The sequence below is a fragment of the Pseudomonas fluorescens genome (assembly GCF_902497745.1).
GTDB classification, from domain to species: Bacteria; Pseudomonadota; Gammaproteobacteria; order Pseudomonadales; family Pseudomonadaceae; genus Aquipseudomonas; species Aquipseudomonas fluorescens_BM.
This window is the reverse complement of record NZ_CABVHJ010000013.1, coordinates 75,155-94,119: the sequence shown is the minus strand read 5'-3', so window position 1 is coordinate 94,119 and position 18,965 is coordinate 75,155. Positions and strand designations below refer to the sequence as shown.

General features: G+C 55.7%; 18 protein-coding genes. 8 read left to right on the top strand and 10 right to left on the bottom strand.

From position 1 onward, the window contains the following. The coding region (locus F8N44_RS31400; protein WP_224794799.1) for a hypothetical protein at positions 1-627 on the top strand (627 nt) is incomplete at its 5' end. Positions 628-731: 104 nt separating this feature from the next. On the opposite strand, the gene F8N44_RS20315 is transcribed toward F8N44_RS31400, so the two are convergent. Continuing rightward, entirely contained in the window at positions 732-1,130 is a 399-nt protein-coding gene (locus F8N44_RS20315) for a hypothetical protein (RefSeq protein ID WP_224794798.1), read from the bottom strand. Positions 1,131-1,895: 765 nt separating this feature from the next. Here F8N44_RS20315 and dusA point away from each other — a divergent pair. Together dusA and F8N44_RS20305 are read left to right on the top strand one after the other, a co-directional pair. Then, positions 1,896-2,882: a tRNA dihydrouridine(20/20a) synthase DusA gene (gene dusA, locus F8N44_RS20310; RefSeq protein ID WP_150651545.1), complete on the top strand. Its 987-nt coding sequence runs from the start codon at positions 1,896-1,898 to the stop codon at positions 2,880-2,882. 27 nt (positions 2,883-2,909) lie between these two features. Then, positions 2,910-3,329 carry a DUF2388 domain-containing protein gene (locus F8N44_RS20305; protein ID WP_224794797.1) on the top strand — a complete coding sequence of 140 codons (420 nt, stop codon included), beginning with the start codon at positions 2,910-2,912 and terminating at the stop codon, positions 3,327-3,329. On the opposite strand, the gene F8N44_RS20300 is transcribed toward F8N44_RS20305, so the two are convergent. Continuing rightward, positions 3,330-4,163, bottom strand: coding sequence for an undecaprenyl-diphosphate phosphatase (locus tag F8N44_RS20300; RefSeq protein ID WP_110720582.1), 834 nt, complete (start codon positions 4,161-4,163; stop codon positions 3,330-3,332). Positions 4,164-4,670: 507 nt separating this feature from the next. Here F8N44_RS20300 and F8N44_RS20295 point away from each other — a divergent pair. From F8N44_RS20295 to F8N44_RS20285, 3 genes are all read left to right on the top strand, one after another. Further along, the gene (locus F8N44_RS20295) at positions 4,671-5,411 is read left to right on the top strand and encodes a winged helix-turn-helix domain-containing protein (protein WP_150651544.1); all 741 of its coding nucleotides are present in this window, start codon (positions 4,671-4,673) and stop codon (positions 5,409-5,411) included. A 279-nt stretch (positions 5,412-5,690) separates the two neighbouring features. Continuing rightward, positions 5,691-6,323 (top strand): winged helix-turn-helix domain-containing protein, encoded by a 633-nt coding sequence (locus tag F8N44_RS20290; protein WP_150651543.1) that lies wholly within the window; start codon positions 5,691-5,693, stop codon positions 6,321-6,323. Positions 6,324-6,712: 389 nt separating this feature from the next. Next, on the top strand, positions 6,713-8,107 hold the full coding sequence (locus F8N44_RS20285) for an undecaprenyl-phosphate glucose phosphotransferase (protein WP_038362307.1): 1,395 nt from the start codon (positions 6,713-6,715) through the stop codon (positions 8,105-8,107). 483 nt (positions 8,108-8,590) lie between these two features. Here the strand turns inward: F8N44_RS20285 and F8N44_RS20270 are convergent, their stop codons facing one another. The 6 genes from F8N44_RS20270 to galE form a co-directional block, all read right to left on the bottom strand. Next, positions 8,591-10,669: a YjbH domain-containing protein gene (locus F8N44_RS20270; protein ID WP_150651542.1), complete on the bottom strand. Its 2,079-nt coding sequence runs from the start codon at positions 10,667-10,669 to the stop codon at positions 8,591-8,593. Continuing rightward, positions 10,666-11,424 (bottom strand): capsule biosynthesis GfcC family protein, encoded by a 759-nt coding sequence (locus F8N44_RS20265; RefSeq protein WP_150651624.1) that lies wholly within the window; start codon positions 11,422-11,424, stop codon positions 10,666-10,668. The genes F8N44_RS20270 and F8N44_RS20265 overlap by 4 nt, the downstream gene beginning before the upstream one ends. Then, a complete protein-coding gene (locus tag F8N44_RS20260; RefSeq protein ID WP_150651541.1) occupies positions 11,424-12,089 on the bottom strand; it encodes a YjbF family lipoprotein in 666 nt (221 codons plus the stop codon). The genes F8N44_RS20265 and F8N44_RS20260 overlap by 1 nt, the downstream gene beginning before the upstream one ends. Positions 12,090-12,100: 11 nt before the next feature. After that, complete coding sequence (locus F8N44_RS20255) at positions 12,101-13,162, bottom strand: polysaccharide biosynthesis/export family protein (RefSeq protein ID WP_150651540.1); 1,062 nt, start codon at positions 13,160-13,162, stop codon at positions 12,101-12,103. Positions 13,163-13,306: 144 nt separating this feature from the next. Then, complete coding sequence (locus tag F8N44_RS20250) at positions 13,307-13,543, bottom strand: hypothetical protein (protein WP_007910552.1); 237 nt, start codon at positions 13,541-13,543, stop codon at positions 13,307-13,309. A 230-nt stretch (positions 13,544-13,773) separates the two neighbouring features. After that, a complete protein-coding gene (gene galE / locus F8N44_RS20245; protein ID WP_150651539.1) occupies positions 13,774-14,790 on the bottom strand; it encodes a UDP-glucose 4-epimerase GalE in 1,017 nt (338 codons plus the stop codon). Positions 14,791-15,182: 392 nt separating this feature from the next. Here galE and galU point away from each other — a divergent pair, with 392 nt between their 5' ends. Then, positions 15,183-16,016, top strand: coding sequence for a UTP--glucose-1-phosphate uridylyltransferase GalU (gene galU, locus F8N44_RS20240; RefSeq protein ID WP_108225788.1), 834 nt, complete (start codon positions 15,183-15,185; stop codon positions 16,014-16,016). 29 nt (positions 16,017-16,045) lie between these two features. Further along, the gene (locus tag F8N44_RS20235) at positions 16,046-16,459 is read left to right on the top strand and encodes a mannose-1-phosphate guanylyltransferase (RefSeq protein ID WP_150651538.1); all 414 of its coding nucleotides are present in this window, start codon (positions 16,046-16,048) and stop codon (positions 16,457-16,459) included. A gap of 120 nt (positions 16,460-16,579) precedes the next feature. On the opposite strand, the gene F8N44_RS20230 is transcribed toward F8N44_RS20235, so the two are convergent. Both F8N44_RS20230 and F8N44_RS20225 read right to left on the bottom strand, forming a co-directional pair. Then, complete coding sequence (locus tag F8N44_RS20230; RefSeq protein ID WP_150651537.1) at positions 16,580-17,710, bottom strand: SGNH/GDSL hydrolase family protein; 1,131 nt, start codon at positions 17,708-17,710, stop codon at positions 16,580-16,582. 207 nt (positions 17,711-17,917) lie between these two features. Continuing rightward, positions 17,918-18,964, bottom strand: coding sequence for an acyltransferase family protein (locus tag F8N44_RS20225; protein WP_150651536.1), 1,047 nt, complete (start codon positions 18,962-18,964; stop codon positions 17,918-17,920). Position 18,965 lies beyond the last annotated feature (1 nt).

Sequence of the window (18,965 nt, the reverse complement as noted above, 5' to 3'; positions counted from 1 at the left end):
CTATTTTACTTTAAGAATGCATGCACGGTCCTCTCCAGCTTCTCACCCTTGATATGGTCATCAGGTAGCGGTGACAAAATATCTCATCGCGCAGCCAAATACATTGGGAAAATTGACTTCTTTATGTCTCGCCCCACCTTCGCCTCCGTATGGAAACGGTTAAGCGAGGTTGCTGAATCTATGAATGACACGATGATATCAGACCTTCACTTTGACATGAGAGAAACAATTGAGCGCACAGACAGCTCGCTTAACTTCTTGCAAGATAACGACTTCGGCTCTCCCAAAGGCCGCTCATCTATAATAATCGACTGCCAAGTTTGGCCCTTTATTAATAGTAAAGCGGGCAAAAAATATGCCGAGGACAACAACATAACAATTAACAACACCGGAAACTACATTGAGCAAATTGCGTCCAGCTACCCATGGCCAGTCAAATCAGACCCGCTTCCTAGCTGGATGAACCGACTCGACTCCCTTGCAAAAGAAAAAGACTCAGACGCGGCGCTAAAAAAATATTGTGATTTCATGAAGCAAACAGACGAAATCCGTACGCACATCAGCGAAGCAGAGTCCCAGCTAGACGCTCACATCCAAAACATGATAGATGCCCATCGTGATAAATAACCATTTTCAGAACCACGGTGAACTAAAAATCTTCTCAACAGCAACTCACTTTCCATAATAGAAAAAGAGGACAGATTTATTTTCCAGTATAGAACCGCGAAGCTCTACCCGCCCAAGCTGTCCCCTAGCACGTTCTTGGCCGTAGAAGCGGCTGTGGTGAACATGTCATCAAAATGATTGAGAAAGGTTTCCGTTAAGTGCCCATGATAGTAACCGTATACCACAACTGACATTACGCCCGCATTGGTACCTAAGATGTTGAAAACTAACGCGCCATCAACAATCCTCGGTCGGAACCATGCCTTTCTTTTCCATTCGTCAGCAACATGGGTGTAATCCCCGTCACCGTCCCTAGACCAAGTCGTTATCTTTCCTTTGAGTTCTTTCTGATCAATACGCTTATTGAACGCATCCAACAATGCTTTTGGATTAGTAGTGGAAAATTGTAAGGCCATTGATCGCCCATCCTTGTCGTGATGAAAGCCTTTTGATAACACAGCCATGGCTGTACATTCAAGGACACTCCAATTGTGTTAGGGCATTTCGCCCGTAAAGCCTCAAACCCACGTCTTTATTGAGGCTCAGGACATATCAGCACTCCATGCACAAACTCATATTTGGTATTTAAGGGCATAGATTGGCGTACGGTCTGCCCCATTTTTGTGACATGACAACTCAACGCCCCCTAAGCCTCAGAGCGATCGGCCCTCATCTGCGGATCAAACTTCTCGCCCTATTGCAGAACCGACGTTCTGGAATTAGCATCGATTCCATTCCAAGGTGCAAGCCCGCTGACCCTCACAAGGGTGATTCTGGGCAGATCTTCATCTTCTCCAGATCGATCTCTGGGTTGCTTTGAATCAACCGGGAACTCAACTTCAAAAACTGATTTGGGTACCGACTAATGTTAAAGCACCTCTCCGCTTGCTTAAGAATTATTGCTACATCGCCTCAGCTACGACTTCTCTTATTACCCATATCATTTTCAATTCCGGTCTTATCCTTTGCCTTGCTGATCTGGGTGTGTCACACCCCGTAGTCACAAGCAGACAGCTGCTTTCGCCCATTGCTGATAGCTGTGGGTGAAAACAGCGACTGGGTTACCAACGCAGGGGGTAAACAACAGCAAATAGAGGCCAGATCACAATATTCAGTCCATCGTCTCGCCTCATCTGCGAGCAAGGACACATAGATGAGGCGTAAGCCTCCGTCCTACCCCAATCCTGATAAACTCCCCCACCTTCGCCCCTCTGATCCAGATTCCCCCAATGTCTCTACAACCCGCCGCACTCTCCCGCCGCTTCTCCGTCGCCCCAATGATGGATTGGACGGACCGCCATTGCCGTTTCTTCCTACGCCTCCTATCGAAGAACGCTCTTCTCTACACCGAAATGGTCACCACCGGTGCGCTGCTCAACGGCGATCACGAGCGCTTCCTCCGTCACAACGAAGCCGAGCATCCTCTCGCGTTGCAGTTAGGCGGTAGCTTCCCGTTGGATCTAGCCGCCTGCGCGCGCATGGCCCAGGAGCACGGTTACGACGAGGTAAACCTGAACGTCGGCTGCCCAAGCGATCGGGTGCAGAACAATATGATCGGCGCCTGCCTGATGGGTCACCCACAACTGGTGGCGGATTGTGTAAAGGCTATGCGCGACGCAGTGTCGATCCCAGTCACGGTGAAGCACCGCATCGGGATCAACGGTCGGGACAGTTACGCTGAGCTGTGTGATTTCGTCGGCACGGTTCGCGATGCCGGGTGCACCAGTTTTACCGTGCATGCGCGGATTGCGATTCTTGAGGGGTTGTCGCCGAAGGAGAATCGTGACATTCCGCCGTTGCGCTATGACGTGGCGGCGCAGCTGAAGGCGGATTTTCCGGAGTTGGAGATTGTGCTGAATGGCGGGATCAAGACGATGGAGGCTTGCCATGAGCATTTGCAGACGTTCGACGGTGTGATGTTGGGGCGTGAGGCTTATCACAATCCGTATTTGCTGGCGGAGGTGGATCAGCAGTTGTTCGGCAGTTCGGCGCCGGTGATCAGTCGGGCTGAGGCGTTGGCGCAGTTGCGTCCTTATATAGCCGAGCATTTGCTAGCCGGTGGTGCGATGCATCACATCACGCGGCATGTGCTGGGTTTGGGCACGGGGTTCCCGGGGGCGCGCAAATTCCGTCAGTTGTTGTCGGTGGATATTCACAAGGCCAAGGATCCGCTGGCGTTGCTGGATCAGGCGGCTGAGTTGCTTGAAGGTCGTTGATTGAAGTTTTGAGTGTGCGGGTGACGCATGAGCGTTGCCCGTTGTTTTGTTGTACTGACAGGATGTCTTTTGTTTATGCCCGCGTTTACTTTTTCTGCTTTCAAGCGTTTCACCCTCCTCGCTTTGTTCAGCTTCACTTCCGACGTTTATGCGCACTGCGATGGCTTTTGCATGGGCCGTACTGATACGCCGTGGGAGGTAACGCAGTTTTCCGGCTTCACCTTGGTGTCTTTAATCCTCGCACCTATTTCGTCTAGCCAGGAAACGACTGACAGTCACAAGCGTGTTTACTCCACCGAGGAGCAAGAAGACGCGCGACTCTATCTGGCCAGCGACGGCATGCTGCAGGCCGCGTATTTCACGTCGGCCTTGCAGCGCTATCGCCAGGAGTCGCCGGATTCGACGTTAAACGATCTCGCCGTTGCGGTGTTGATCAGCGCTCAGTGATCAGGCGGCCGCTGCTGCGGTCCAGTTGACCCAGCCAAACAGCCACGTCGCCAGAATCAACAAACCAAACGCGATCCGATACCAGGCGAACGCGGCGTAGCTGTGGTTGGCAATAAACTTGAGCAAGCCACGTACGGCGATCATCGCGAATATGAAGGCAGTGACGAAGCCGAGGGCGAAGACTGGCAGGTCGTTGGGCTGGAACAGGTCGCGGTATTTGTAGCCGGAGTAGACGGCGGCGCCGACCATGGTGGGCATGGCGAGGAAGAACGAGAATTCGGTGGCGGCTTTGCGCGACAGGCCGAAGAGCAGGCCGCCGATGATGGTCGAGCCGGAGCGTGAGGTGCCGGGAATCATCGCCAGGCATTGTACGAATCCGACTTTCAGTGCGTGGGACCAGCGCATGTCGTCGACGTGTTCGACGCTGATCACATGGCTGCGCTGTTCGGCCCACAACATGATGATGCCGCCGACGACCAGTGCCACGGCCACGGTGATCGGGTTGAACAGGTATTCGTGGATCGCATCGGCGAACAACACGCCCAAGACCACGGCGGGCAGAAAGGCGATCAGCAAGTTGAGGGTGAAGCGTTGTGCATTGCGTTGAGTTGGCAGACCTTTGACGATTTCGAAGATCTTCGGTCGAAACTCCCAAACGACGGCAAGGATGGCACCCAGTTGAATAATGATGTTGAAGGCCATGGCGCGTTCGCCGCCGAATTCCAGCAGGTCGGCGACGATGATCTGGTGGCCGGTACTCGAGATCGGCAAGAACTCGGTCAGGCCTTCTACCGCACCTAATATCAACACCTGGAAAAGGGTCCAGAAATCCATTAATCCTCCGTCAGAGCGCTCTTTGGGCGAGCGACCGGGTAATAACACTCAGGGGTTGAGTATCTGCAGTGAGACCATTGACATACATAAACGCAAAAGTTCATCAGCCACAAAGATTACGTCTTATTAAAAGACACACTCAAGCCATGTTAATAATCGTCGGCCGACGAACTACGCAGAAAATATTTAGGACTTTTTGCAGAAAAAAGTTGCTCCGGCAATAAAGTGTGATCAATATCACATTATGCAGAGATGGCCAGACAGTGGCAGATGGACATAGACAAAGCCATCGCAATAAGCTCAAAATAGTGGCACCATTGCATATCGCCACCATCTAAGCAGTAGTTCACCCCTCCGAGAAAATCAACTAAAAGCTTGAAAAGCTTAATTATTGTTAGAAAACTCGCGAGACACGTCTAAAATCCGCGCAAATGTTACCAATTGTCAGTCACAGATGAGAACCGGTGCTTTAACATCCCGATGTCAGCACTTAATTCGAGTCAATGCATGATGCTCTCAGGGAACTTAGCGACTAGAAGTCCGCGCCCGACAAACGACGAACCTGGTGTTCTTACTCTGGGTCGTACCCGTGGCGTGGCTGAACATTTCAAAGCGCTAGTCGCCCAGCATTTACGCACTGATATGGCGCTCGAAGCCGATGCGTACACTAGTTCGTATCAGTTGAATGAACAGTCTGGTTCGTATCGAGCCATCTTCCTGGTTATCGACAGCCCACAGGCCCTCGAGGACAATCTGGCATTGGTCGAGAACCTGCGCAGCGACAACTTGAAGCCGATCATTTGCGTGGTCATCACCGGTCGCGGCGCCTTCAACAAGATCAAATATTATCTGGCTGGCGCGGATGTTTGTATCAAGCTCAATACCCTTTCCGACGATAGCGCCGAGTTGCTGGGCGAGTTCTTCAACAGCGAAGAATGGCAACGCGATATCGATCTTACGCTTGATCCGACCCGTATCTGCCTGATGGGCACCAGCAAGAAACTCGATATCTCGTTTGCCGAAATGAAGATCCTCGAAGCGTTCGCGCAAACCAGTAACCACATCCTGAGCCATGATGAAATCGCCAGCATCATGGGCCTCAATACCAATTTCTACGACCCTCGCGCACTGGAGAAATCAATCAGTCGCTTGCGTGGAAAAATCAAGGACATGTATGGTACAAACGCGATTCAGAGTATTCGCGGCTATGGCTATCGCCTGCTGCGGGGTCTGATATCGACTGCCTGACTCTCGGGCAGCCTTCCCTTTTGCATACGTACGAAGGATCGTCTGATGCAACCATATAGCTCCCGTTCTGCTTCACGCCTGTTTGAAATCAAGCAATTGAATGAGCGCGACAACACGACCTATAACAATAAAACTCCATAACATAGCAGCAGTTCGAGTGGAATTTATCGAGGGCCATTCTTGGGCCCAGACCCTGCCTATCGATTACTTCCGAGGAAGTCATTGCTCGCCTGCCGATTTTTCTTTTAGCCAATTTTGGTATGTATTCAGGAGAGAGACATGGAAACTAGTACAACCCTCCCAAGGAAATATTTTGTTGTCGTGACTCACAGTGCAACGTCGCAACGCGAACTGGAGAGCATGCTGTCCAGTGAACGCTTCAATTCGTTTGAAGGGGTTGATTCGCCCTCTTCCGCTCCAATGGTGATGGAGTTCACATATCCAGGCATTAGTCGAAAAAATGTTGCGCGCAGTATTGAACACGATACTCAGCGGATATTGGCCACACTTGAGTCCGAATGGCGAGCAGCGCAATCGGCCAATCCCTTCCAGAATGTCCCGGCGATAAGCGCGGAAACCCGTAATATGCCGCCCGCCATTGAAGGTGATATGCCTGGCAATGAAACCTGGCATCTCCACCCTGATCAGGGTGCACTGGTCAAAGAAGGTGTTGAAATCAGCCTGACTGGCCTGGAAACAGCACTGGTCAGGAAAATGCTCAGCCATGAAGAGCGCGTTGTCAGTCGTGACGAGCTGATTCTCAGCATCGGTCGAGAACCGGAACAATATCGCGGCCTGGAAATGTGCCTGAGTCGCCTGCAAGACAAATTCAAAAGCGCCAGTAATGGTGAGCGACTGTTTCGTGCCGTCAGAAATCGCGGTTATTGCCTGATTCAGGAAGTTGTCGCGTAACCCGCAAGACCTCCACGAACAGAACAAACAGAAAAAGTGCGATTACAAAAACAACAAGAGCACTCTGTTTGGCTAGATCTTCCTCCCTGAATTAAACATTCCCTGCCTCCACCCTCCAACAGTAACAAAAGCAACATACTTTATTCACCCCTCGCTCTACGACCTTTTCTAACACCCTTCTATTTAATTATTAAAAAGTTGGCACTGTGCCATCTTGTTAGAACTCGTCAGACACCATTCCAGCCAATAACTTAGTCTATTGACTGACGACAGTTCGGCATATCGATGTTGTTACCTCAGGACACTCGTTATAACAAGAACAATAAGTCTGCATAACAACTCGGTTTTCAACTGTTGAAACCTGAATGGACGTCTTTTGGGGATACCGTATGGATCTTTCTTTAAGTATCAATCGAAGCACAGGCCTCAAGGGACTGACCTTTTGGGGCCAATGGGCGCTAGCACAAGGCTTTGTGGTGACGCTGTTGTTCATACTCGCTGAGCAGCACACCGGGACGGTTGCGTTCTACTACCGGATGTGTGCAACGCTGGCAGTACTGGCGTCGGTGCCGGCTTATACGTTTAGCGGTGTGTATCGCAAGCGTGACAATTACCTGACCGGTCTCGGTCGGCTGTTCATGGGTTGGTCGATGACCATGGCGGCGCTGGCGTGCATCGCCTTTGTCTGCCAGGCCGATGAGCTGTTTTCGCGGCAGGTGATTCTGAGCTGGGCGGTGTATGGCTTCCTCGGTCAGGCGTTTCTGTACGCTCCGCTGCATGCATTTTCCAAGTACTACCAACGCTCGCGTAAAAGCGAGCACAAGACGCTGATCGTCGGCACCGGCGAACTGGCGTTGGGTCTGGCGAAGAAGCTCAGCCAACTGGAAAATCTGCCGTTGGTAGGTTTGGTCAGCAATGGTGATGTGTCTGCGCTGGGTCCGGATGCACCGCGCGTGGTCGGCGATCAAGAACAGTTGCTGAAGCTGATCGAGGCGCATGACATTCGTCGCTTGTACATTACCCTACCGTTGTGTGAAGCCGCGAAAATCGAGGCGATTTATGGTGACTTACTGGGTGCTAACGTCGATGTGGTGTGGGTGCCGGACTTGAACAGTCTGACCCTGCTCAATCACTCGGTGAAGGTTGTGGACGGTCTGCCGGCGATCTACTTGAACGAAAGCCCGCTGACCAGCCGCCCTACTGCTGCTTTGAGCAAGAGCCTGGTCGAGAAAACCGTGGCGTTTCTGGCGATCATCGCGCTGAGTCCGATTCTGCTGATCATTGCGTTGGCGGTGAAGATCAACTCGCCCGGCCCGGTGTTCTTCAAGCAGGATCGTCATGGCTGGAACGGCAAGGTGATCAAGGTCTGGAAGTTCCGCTCGATGCGTGTTCACGATGACCGTGATGTGAAGCAGGCCAGCCGCAATGACTCGCGCATTACCGCAGTCGGTCGCTTTATCCGTCGCACTTCGCTCGATGAATTGCCGCAACTGTTCAACGTGTTGCAGGGGCACATGGCCCTGGTCGGCCCACGCCCGCATGCTGTCGCGCACAACAACTACTACTCGGGGAAAATCCTCGCGTACATGGCGCGTCACCGCATTAAACCGGGGATCACCGGCCTGGCCCAGATCAGCGGCTGCCGCGGTGAGACAGACACTATCGACAAGATGCAGAAGCGCGTGGAGATTGACCTGCAGTACATCAACAGCTGGTCGTTGTGGCTGGATCTGAAGATCCTGGTGAAGACGCCGTTTACGTTGCTGTCGAAGGATATTTACTGAGGTTCGAAGCTGGATACCGCAAGGGGACGAAAGTCCCCTTTTTTGTGCGTGGGATTTGGCGGCGGGAGTGGATTGTGGAGGGATAGAAGGATCTGTGGGAGCGAGCCTGCTCGCGAAAGCGGTGGGTCAGGCAATGATGATGCTGACTGTGCTGACGCCTTCGCGAGCAAGCTCGCTCCCACATGGGATTTGTGGTTGGCTCGGGATTTGCGGTGTGACAAATAGCCAATGTGGGAGCGAGCTTGCTCGCGAAAGCGGTGGGTCAGGCAGCGATGATGCTGACTGTGCCGACGCCTTCGCGAGCAGGCTCGCTCCCACAGGGATTCGGGATTGCTCCAAGATTTTTGGTGCGACAAATAACCAATGTGGGAGCGAGCCTGCTCGCGAAAGCGGTGGGTCAGGCAACGATGATGCTGACTGTGCCGACGCCTTCGCGAGCAGGCTCGCTCCCACTGGTTTGCGGGGTGTTCGGGAGATCCGCGCTTACTCCGTGATCTTCTCGAAATTCCGATAAAACATGTCCCCTTCCCGGCTATCGGTCATCGAGTGCAGTTGGTAGCTACGGCTCAGTCGCGCACCACCGTCACGGGTCAGTGGGGCCCAGACCAGGTTGGCGCGGCGCATGGTCGACATGCTCATCATTTCGTCGAACGGGATCGACAGGTAGATGCCTTTGTCGAAACTACCTTCGCCATACTCGGCACTGCCCGCCGTGGTGATCGTCGCCCACGCACCAAAACGCACGCCGTTGAAAAACTCCCGAGAGATATCCAGCGTGCCGCCCCAGTCACCGGCCAGATAACGCCCGACGCTCACCGCCGCCAGCGTATCGAACGGCAGATCGGTATAACCGGTGATATGCCCGGTCACCACCGAGTAATCACGCAGGGCAAAACCCTGATCGAAATCACGCTGCCGCACCCAGTTCAGATCCGCGCCCACCGACCAGCGCTCACCGGTCGGGCGGAACAACACTTCACCGCCGACACCGGCAAACATCGATTCCAGATAACCGCCATACACCATGCCGTACCAGTCTTTATCCAACTGCTCGGCATGGCTGACCTGGAACAACGGCATGGTGGTGTTAGACGTGGTCAGGTACTGACGCAAATCCGTGCGCACACGCGGCAAACCGCTCGGCGCGTCGTAGGTGAACTTGTCGAAGTTGTTGGCCAGGTTGGCACTGAGCAACCCACTCCACCAGGTGTTGCGGTTGAAACGATATTCAGCGTCGGCATCGGCGCTCAATTGATAGAGCAAGCCATCCGGGCCGCCGACGTTCTGCTTGAAGCCCAGCCCCACACCATAGCTGAAATGCTGCGGCGCTTCGGTATAGAGAGTTTTCTCGTTGTGCGGCATCGCCGGGTTGATCTCGGTGGTGCGGTGCAGCGATTCAAGTGGCTCTTCGTTGTTGATCACCTCGCGGAAGGTCTGACGAGGTACGCTGGTTTCTTCCAGCGGCAAGTCGTAGCGCTTGTTGACCACGGTGAACCAGTCGATGTCGTCGTTGACGCTGTTGTCGAGAATCCGGCTCGCCCGGCCCACAGCCTTGGACGAATGGAAGTAACGCTGCTGCTCGCCATACACGATCAGCTCGGAATCACGCTGGGTGATGCGCTCGACCTTGTAGCCGGCATTCTGCTGCAAGCGCTGCGAGACGTTGGCCCAGTTGACCTGATCCGTCGCTGTGGTCGGTGCCTTCGCCGGCAGCGGTTCCGGGGTCGGATCGTAGGTCTTGGCCGGTGCCTTGCGGCTGACGAAATTGGTGTGGAAGGTCACGCCGAACATCGCCGTGTTACCGCGCTCCCACGCCGCGCTGACATCGACCGAATCGGTGACTTTGAACACTGCGCCAAGGTTGATCGGCGAGTCCTGCTTGATCTCGTTGTCCTTCGGCTCGTGCTTGTAGTCGTTGCCTTCGAATTCGAGTTTCAGGCTGAGGCGATCCCACGGCGTCTGATAGCTCACACCACCGAAGAACGACGGTCGGCCACGGAAGTACGAACCCGAGTTGACGTCACCGGTGCCTTCGAGGGCCGGACGGGTATCGAAGCGATCGCTGACGTAGCCCAATGGGTTGTCGATATCGCCGCGATTACCGAGATAACCCCAGGCAATACCGGCACTGAAATCGAAGTTGTCGTAACGCTTGTTGGCGACGAAAAATTCACTGGAGAACAAACCGGTACCACCGATATCTCGGAAGCCCAGCGCCACGTCGGGCAACCAGTGACTTTCCTGCCACAGCCGGACTTTGACGTCGACCGCCTTGTCCTTATAGCTTTGACTACCGCTGAGGGCCTCCGAGCCGTACGGCCGGTTGGTGATCGCGGTGTAGCGAAACGAGCCTTCGAGCCAGTCCAGCGGCTGCAACGACACGCTGTAGCGGCTGTACGGATCGGTGCGGTTGGCGTTGACGCTCAACTCGCCGGCCGGGGCCATGCGCGCGGTCGGCGTCTGCAACAGACCGGTGCCACCGAAGTCATTCTGGGTAATACGCGGCTCGGCATGAGCCAGACCGCAGGGCAATAACAACACAGCTGCAAAACGTAACTTCAACGAACCACCTCGGCCAGCTGCGTGGCAATGAATTCGGCCAACTGCTGATTCAGTTCAGGAAGAGGCGGATCAAGATCATCATTTTTTACCGGCACCAGAATCTTGCTGCCGGCCACGGGAAAGTGCCCGCTCTCGCGATTCCAGTGGGCGATGCCGACACGTTGCGAAGCGCCGTTGGGCTGGATCAGCCACAAGTAATCGGCTTCGGCATCGCTCAGGATCGAACAGCCTTGCAGATACTCACGGGCCTCCTGCAACGGCTGATACGGCAAGTGGCACGGCTCGGCGACGGCGCCCAGCACTTGCACTTCGTCGACACGTTTCGGGTAGATCAGACGGTCGCCGTCATCGAGGCGAATGTTGCGCGCGAAGCCAACCTCCAACGCCACCGGATCGAGATCGGCGATCTGCCGTCCGGTCACCGGCATCTGCCGCACTTGTTCGGCAATGCGCTGCGCCAGTGCCGCCCGACTCGGCAGATCGAACAGCATCGACATGCGTTGCAGCACCTCGAGATCGAACAGCACGCCAACCTTCAGCCGCGTCTGCTCCTCAATCAGCGACTGCCGCAGCAAGCCGCCCGCCAGCCAATAGCCTTCGGCATTCGGCACAGCTTCGCCGATAACATCGAGCAAGCGTCCGCCCGGTGGCAACTTGACCGGCCCGGGATTGGCGACATCGCCCGACACCGTGACGGCCGCCTGAGTCACACTCGCGACCAGCATCAAGCTCGCCGACAACATTTTCAGGCGCATCACGGCAGGTACCTGCGATCTGGGGTCAGTTGCACGACCTTGACGCGCAACTGCGTCGTCAGTTGCTGCTCGCTCTGCAAGATGAAACCGTCACGCGGGTCGACCCAGTAACGATTGGTCGCGCTCAGGCCAATGGCCGGGGCGTCAATGTGTTCATCGACACGCAGCACGGTGTATTCCTTGTCGAGAATCTTCAGGGTCTGTTCCGAGCGACGGGAGAAACGGCTGTTGACGATCACCCCGACTTCCTGGCCCTTGTAGAGGTCGATCCAGCGCCGCGTGGTAAAACCGTCGGCGACGTGATGCAGGCCCTGCTTGAACGGCGAGTCGTCAGCCAGTCGCGTGCCATCGAGATCGCCTTCCAGGCCCAGGCCAATGCTGCGCACGGCGAGGCCATTGCGCAGCAGCAGAACCTGTTTGCCCGAGGCGACCCAGAACTGCAGGTCTTCGCGCTCGCGCACCAGCGCCAGCACGCCGGAGCCGGACGGCGTGGTCAGTTTCATTTGCGGATAATTGACCCCGGCCACTTCGGCCGCCGACACGTCGACTTCATCCGGGCCGACGACTGCCGCTTTAAGGTTGTTCAACGAAGCGCTCATCAACGGGTTACAGCCGCACAGCAACGAGGCCGCCATCAGGCACAGGCCAACTTTCAAAATGTTCAAAGTCGGCGACCTTATTTGCTGTTGTTACTGTATTCGCTCCAGTTCTTCGCAGCGGAAGCGCCAGTGCCGACAATCGATGCCGACGGCACCAACTGGCTGATCAAGCGGTTCCAGCGAGTCACGTTGGCAGGCCCGACATACACCACGTCCTGCGGGCGCACTTCGAAGTGCGAGGCGAGCGCCATAGCGGTCGGCGATTCGGCTTCCAGCTGGTAGATCTTCGCCGGTTCGACATCGAGGTTTTCTACGCCACGAATGACGTACACCGCGTTACCGTTGGAGGTGGTCTGGCTCAAGCCGCCGACCGAGCCGAGCACGTCGGTGAGGTTCATCGTCGCGGTCTTGAAACTCAGCGCACGCGGTTGGTTGACCTCGCCCATCACGTAGATGCGCTTGTTGTCGTTGTACGGCAGGTACAGCTGATCGCCGCCCTTGAGGAAGACGTTCTGCAACTCGGAATCCTGCTGATTGAGCGAGTCGAGATTGAGCGGATAGGTGCGGCCATTACGCGTCAGCAGCAGCCCGGACAAATCGGCGTTGTTGGTATCGATACCGGCCGAGCCGAGGGCTTCGACCACGCTCAGCGGGTTGGTGGAAATCGCTTGCGGACCGGCCTTGGCCACCGCGCCGGTGACCACGACTTTCTGGCTGGCGAAACGCAGCACCGCGACATCGACTTGCGGTTCGGCAATGAACGCCGACAAGCGTTGCTCGATGTCCGAGCGCAGTTGCTGGATGGTCCGGCCAGCGGCCTGAACTTCCTTGATGAACGGGTAATACAGCGTGCCGTCGGAGCGTACCAGTCGGCCGTTGGCATCGATCTGTTGTTGCGCGCCGGAGGGGGCCGTCAGCTCAGGGTGATCCCACACGGTGATGTACAGAACATCGTTGTTGCCGATGCGGTATTCGGCCGGGGTCGCCAACAGCTCCGGCGGCAGCGACTCACGCTTTTGCGTGGCGCGGTTCATGGCAATCAGCTTGGGCGTGATCGGGATCAGCTCGACCCGGCTGCTTTCGCTGGCACCCTGGCGGGTGATGCTGCTGGTGCTGAGGTATTGACCGGGGGAAAACATGCAACCTTGCAAAGCGAGACTTGCCAACATTAAAAGATAAACACTACGAGTCATAATGGCACTACGCTATTCAAGGGCGAATCCAAAAACAAAGTCACCCGACTTGCGTCGGGCGACCTTGTACTGCACTAACAGAACTTCCTGTTAGTTATGCGTGCCGGTTGTACCGGTGGTACCCGTCGTACCGGTGGTACCGCCGTTGGCACTGCCACCGCTGTTAGACGCCGCTACAGCACTGGCAACCATTGCAGTACTGGCTGCGGGCGCTTGAGAAGCCGCCACGTTGCCACCTACATTGGTTACCGCTGTCAGCGGTGCTTCAGCGGCGGCAGCCCAGTTGCTCAACATCGTCAACAGGGCAACTGCCATCACTTTTTTCATATCAACTCCTTTCTAACATTCGACCTGTTATAAAACTGGCCTGAGTTAGCGGTGGTGAGTTCAAGTCCGCAAAAAGCGCGAACAAGATCCGTTGTTCTTTCACAGTCTTACCCAACTGATAAAAGTCGAACGGCAGGTTTATATCTACGGACTTGCAAAAGGCATTGCCAGTGTAATTTCCCGACGTTATCTAACAACCTGACTGAAAATAACATTGGACTAAATGGCCATCATCGCGAGTAGCCTTGTGGATGATTCGATTGCCAGCGCCAAGTATCAGTGACCATGTCCTGCAAGTTGCGCGTGGCTTTCCAGCCAAGTTCCTTCGCAGCCTTGGAAGCATCGGCCCAACTCTCGGCGATATCCCCGGAACGGCGCGGCATCATCCGGTACGGCACCGGTTGCCCGCAGGCCTGTTCGAAAGCGTGAAGCACTTGCAGCACGCTGTAGCCATCGCCGGTGCCGAGGTTCCAGGTGTGAATGCCGGTACGCCCGGAGATCGACTGCAACGCCTTCAAGTGGCCGTCCGCCAGATCGACGACGTGGATGTAATCGCGCACGCCGGTGCCATCGACTGTCGGGTAATCGTTGCCGAAGATCGACAGCTCTTGCAGGCTGCCGACCGCGACTTGGCTGATGTAAGGCACCAGATTATTCGGGATGCCGTTGGGGTCTTCGCCCATATGGCCGCTGGCGTGGGCGCCAATCGGATTGAAGTAGCGCAGCAACGCGATGCTCCAGCGCGGCTCGGCCTGGCTGAGGTCACGCAGAACATTCTCGACGATCAGCTTGGACTGGCCGTAGGGATTAGTCGGGTTGCCAGTGGGGAAATCCTCGCGGATCGGCATCTGCTCAGGCTCGCCATACACCGTGGCCGACGAGCTGAACACCAGGCGGAACACCCCCGCCGCCGCCATCGCCTGGCACAACGTAATGCTGCCGCTGACGTTGGTCTCGTAGTACTCAAGTGGTTTGCGCACGCTCTCGCCGACCGCTTTCAGGCCGGCGAAATGCAGCACTGCCTCGATTTTGTGCTCGCGGAAAATCCGGTCGAGCAGTGCGCGGTCGCAGACATCGCCGCGGATCATCCAGGCACTCTTGCCGCAAATGGCTTCAACGGCGTGCAATGCGGCTTCACTGCTGTTGCAAAGATTATCCAGCACGACAACTTCATAACCTGCTTCAAGCAATGCAAGTGTGGTATGCGAGCCGATATAGCCGGCACCACCCGTTACCAGAATCTTCATAGCGCGGTCCGTCTTTGGATAAGTGACAAGTTAGCGTGTCAAGCCTTATTGAATAGATATGTGTCACAATCCACACAAATGAGGCGACAACAACCGAAAACAAAACTAGTTCAATGACTGGCAATAAATATTTTTGCAGGTCACACTGTATTGCTTGGTACTTATTAGCACTCCCTGTGCGCTCATCACTATCAACAGATACCGACTAAAAATAACTATCAAGCAACTAACCGACATCTCATAACATTGTCGTGTTTTACCGTCACTCGCATTTGCCATTAATAACCTGACTCAGGTATTAAAGTAAGCCTTCAATCCAACATTGAACTTGTACGCCCTTTATTAGTGCGCGCATCTGTCGCCTGTGTTCCATGACTGTCCAGGATACTTTTATGATTCGTAAATGTTTGTTCCCCGCTGCCGGCTACGGCACGCGTTTCTTGCCGGCCACCAAAGCCATGCCAAAAGAGATGCTGCCGATCGTCAACAAGCCGTTGATCGAGTACGCCGTTGAGGAAGCGCGGGACGCCGGTCTGCAACACATGGCCATCGTCACCGGTCGCGGCAAGCGTGCGCTGGAAGACCATTTCGACATCAGCTACGAACTCGAACACCAGATCCGTGGTACCGAGAAAGAGAAATTCCTTGCCGGCACCCGCGAGCTGATCGACACCTGCACCTTCTCCTACACCCGTCAGGTGGAAATGAAAGGTCTGGGCCACGCAATTCTCAGCGGTCGTCCGCTGATCGGCGACGAACCCTTCGCCGTAGTGCTGGCCGATGACCTGTGCCTGAACCTGGAAGGTGACGGCGTGCTCACCCAGATGATTGAGCTGTACAAGAAATTCCGCTGCTCAATCGTCGCCATCCAGGAAGTCCCGGCCGACCAGACCCACAAGTACGGTGTGATCGCCGGCGAACTGATGTCCGAAGGCATCTATCGGGTCAACAACATGGTGGAAAAACCGGCCCCGCAAGACGCGCCGTCGAACCTGGCGATCATCGGTCGTTACATCCTCACCCCGGACATTTTCGACCTGATCGCCGACACCCAACCGGGCAAGGGCGGCGAAATCCAGATCACCGACGCACTGATGAAACAGGCGCAGAACGGTTGCGTGCTGGCCTACAAATTCAAAGGCCTGCGTTTTGACTGCGGTGACGCCGAGGGTTATTTGCAAGCAACCAATTTCTGCTACGAAAACGTTTACCTCAAGGGCCGCTGAGACGGCTCCCCCCACTCGACGAGGCCACCATGAACATTGCACAACATTCCGTAGAGATTGAACGCGAGGTGGGTAACCTCGGGGTGATGAGCTGGCTGTCGCGCCATCAACCGTTGCCCAGCGCCAACGAAACCTGGCTGGGCACGATTCTGCTGGTGGAGCGGATTGGTGTGTTTCCGGCGTCCGGGGACATTCGCCGGCCGCTGCGCGACCCCTATCCGCTGCTCGCGCATTTGAAAAAGCTGTATGGCGAGCAGGCGCTGGAAATGGATGATCGCGATGGTCTGAAAGTGATCTTCAGCGACTGGCGCTTTCGTGTGCGGATTTGCTGTAACGATCCGGCGATCATCATCAACGTCGAGACGCGCTGCGATACGCGCTTGATGCCGCAGAAGATTGCGGAGTTGCTCGAGCAAGTCGACGCCTTCGCCCAGGACGTCTAATGCCTGACACATTCCCCCTGTAGGAGCTGCCGAAGGCTGCGATCTTTTGATCTTGATCTTAATCAAAAAAAAAAGATCAAAAGATCGCAGCCTTCGGCAGCTCCTACGGGGGTTTTGTGGTTATTTCGGGAGGGCGTCGCAACGATCCTTGGCGCCGGTGATCCAGCTATAGAAGTAGTCAGCAATCACCTTGCCGCCCGTGGCCGGCACCGGGTGAATCTTGTCCGGGCCGATCATCGCCGCCGCGTAGCGTTTAACGTCCGGCCCGAACGCACACTGAAGATTGGCGTACCCCAGATGCTGCTCACGCGCCCACGGTTCAAGCACCTGCGCGTACGCCGACATCGGATACGCACTGGAGCGCGTGGTGTCCTGACGCATGATCAGGTTGATGCTCGCCTGCGGCTGAATCTCGCGCAGCATGCCCACCAGCCCCTGAACGTTCTGCAGATACTGCGCGGGCTTCACGCCGAAGCCCTGATCGTTGCCACCGAGCATGATCAGATAGACGTCCGCAGGAATCTTCGATACCGCAGCTTTCCACTGCACCTGCCACTGCGGATCCTTGTGATAGAAATCCGCAGAAGCCGCACCCGATGCCGCGAGCTTCGAGACCCGCACGCCATTCAGATCGTTGCTCATCCACAGGCCGAACAACGTCGGCGCGCCCTTCACCACTTCCAGTTTGAAGGACCATTCTTTCGCTGCCGAGAGGCCTGTCAGCGGTACTTCCTGAACGCCCGAACCTTCAAGCTTCAGGGGTTGCCAGTCTTGCGCGGGAGACCAGCGATAGCGGATCTCGCTGGATTCGCCGGCGCCCAGATAAAGCAGTTTCGCCTGAGTGACAGCGGTATCGATGCGCGGCGTCGGACTCGCATCCACCTGCAGCCATGCGCCGGGCCGGCCTGTTACCGTGCGACTGTCCGGGCTCGCTTGGCCCAACTCTGAAACCTTCCAGTCGCCGCCGAAGTACTTGTCACTGCTGCGGGTGTATTTGAAATGGGTGCCTCCCAGCGCCGCGCCGTGGTTGAAACCGACGTAACCCGGCCCGGCAAAACCCACTTCCCCGGCCACGCGCTGCACCAGTTTGTTCAGGTAAAAATCCTGTCCGGCGCTGTAGCTGTCGCCGATCACCGAGACCGACAACACCGCGCCGGCCTTGCCTTCACGCCACTGCGCAAAACGCTCGCGGGCATCGCCCACCTGAACCACCGACGCTGCGACGGGTTGCGCGTCATCTACTGCCAACATGCAAAATTTCCTTCAGTCTGGAATGGCCCACTGAATGCCGGGGTGTACACAGATCAACTGTAGGAGCTGTCGAGTGAAACGAGGCTGCGATCTTTTGATCCTGCGCTTCAAAAACAAAATCAAAAGATCGCAGCGTGCCGCAGCTCCTACAAGAGATCTTGTGTACGACACGGATCCACTGTGGGAGCGAGCTTGCTCGCGAAGCTCTTAGCTGCTTTGTGGTTGCACCACCGGGGCGACCGGCACCACCGGTTTCTTCTTCGCCGCGCGCTCACCAAGAAACAACACAGAGGTGAAATTGAACCGGCTGAAAACCATCGACAACACCACCGGCCCAAGCAAGCCACAACTCAAGCCACCCAGCACCAGCAAGCTCTCATCCTTCACCCCCAACCGCCCCAGCACAAACCGCGACGTCGCCGCGAACAGCACATGAAACAGGAAAATCGCGTACGAATATCCGCCCAACCACGTCAGCGCTTTCGACCGAATATCACTCGACAGCAAGGCGATGCAAGACACGCAACCCACGGTCAACCCGATCAAACTACGACGATCAACAATCAACTCACGATCAATCGCCGCCACATACAACAGCGTCAGCGAGATCAGTACAAACACCACAGGCCCGATCACCTTGAAGCGTTGCTTCAATGCGTCGACATTCTCCTGGCCAATCATCCCCGCGACAAAAAACGGCAACAGATAAATCGCGCCGTTAATCCCGAACGCATCGAACTTGAACGGCGGCAACAGAAACAACACAGCCGCAAACGCAAACAGCCCATACAGCCGCGTCGCCGAGCGCAGCATCCCGCGCCACTCCAGCAGCCCGACGAACATGAAAATGATGAACACCGCCTGCAGGAACCAGAAGTGGTTGATCGGCACCCAGAACGACAGCAACGCGTCGATCACGCCGACATCCTTGTTCACCCCCGGCCCCACCGCTTGCAGCACCGAGAACGGCACGCCGACGCAAAACAGCGGCACGATCAAGCGCCGCACCTTGCCGCTGAAGAACGCGGAAAAGTCATTGCCGCGAATTTTGTAGATCGAATAGATGTACCCGGAAATAAACGTGAACAGCGGCATACGCACGTAGACCATCGAATCAGCGATCACCCGGAACGGCGAGCCGATATCGATCTTCAACCCGCCGCCCAACGGCCCGATGACGTGATAGAGCACCAGCAACAGGCACGCCAGGCCACGCAGGGTTTCAATCTCCAGGGACTTTTTCTTGCTCGACATA

Excerpts from the sequence above, each read along its gene's own strand:
- F8N44_RS20285 (WP_038362307.1), top strand. The coding sequence starts at position 6,713 with ATGGATCTTTCTTTAAGTATCAATCGAAGCACAGGCCTCAAGGGACTG.
- galE (WP_150651539.1), bottom strand. The coding sequence starts at position 14,790 with ATGAAGATTCTGGTAACGGGTGGTGCCGGCTATATCGGCTCGCATACC.
- galU (WP_108225788.1), top strand. The coding sequence starts at position 15,183 with ATGATTCGTAAATGTTTGTTCCCCGCTGCCGGCTACGGCACGCGTTTC.
- F8N44_RS20265 (WP_150651624.1), bottom strand. The coding sequence starts at position 11,424 with ATGCGCCTGAAAATGTTGTCGGCGAGCTTGATGCTGGTCGCGAGTGTG.
- F8N44_RS20230 (WP_150651537.1), bottom strand. The coding sequence starts at position 17,710 with ATGTTGGCAGTAGATGACGCGCAACCCGTCGCAGCGTCGGTGGTTCAG.
- F8N44_RS20305 (WP_224794797.1), top strand. The coding sequence starts at position 2,910 with ATGAGCGTTGCCCGTTGTTTTGTTGTACTGACAGGATGTCTTTTGTTT.
- F8N44_RS20290 (WP_150651543.1), top strand. The coding sequence starts at position 5,691 with ATGGAAACTAGTACAACCCTCCCAAGGAAATATTTTGTTGTCGTGACT.
- F8N44_RS20250 (WP_007910552.1), bottom strand. The coding sequence starts at position 13,543 with ATGAAAAAAGTGATGGCAGTTGCCCTGTTGACGATGTTGAGCAACTGG.
- F8N44_RS20300 (WP_110720582.1), bottom strand. The coding sequence starts at position 4,163 with ATGGATTTCTGGACCCTTTTCCAGGTGTTGATATTAGGTGCGGTAGAA.
- F8N44_RS20225 (WP_150651536.1), bottom strand. The coding sequence starts at position 18,964 with ATGTCGAGCAAGAAAAAGTCCCTGGAGATTGAAACCCTGCGTGGCCTG.
- F8N44_RS20255 (WP_150651540.1), bottom strand. The coding sequence starts at position 13,162 with ATGTTTTCCCCCGGTCAATACCTCAGCACCAGCAGCATCACCCGCCAG.
- F8N44_RS20235 (WP_150651538.1), top strand. The coding sequence starts at position 16,046 with ATGAACATTGCACAACATTCCGTAGAGATTGAACGCGAGGTGGGTAAC.
- dusA (WP_150651545.1), top strand. The coding sequence starts at position 1,896 with ATGTCTCTACAACCCGCCGCACTCTCCCGCCGCTTCTCCGTCGCCCCA.
- F8N44_RS20315 (WP_224794798.1), bottom strand. The coding sequence starts at position 1,130 with ATGGCTGTGTTATCAAAAGGCTTTCATCACGACAAGGATGGGCGATCA.
- F8N44_RS20295 (WP_150651544.1), top strand. The coding sequence starts at position 4,671 with ATGATGCTCTCAGGGAACTTAGCGACTAGAAGTCCGCGCCCGACAAAC.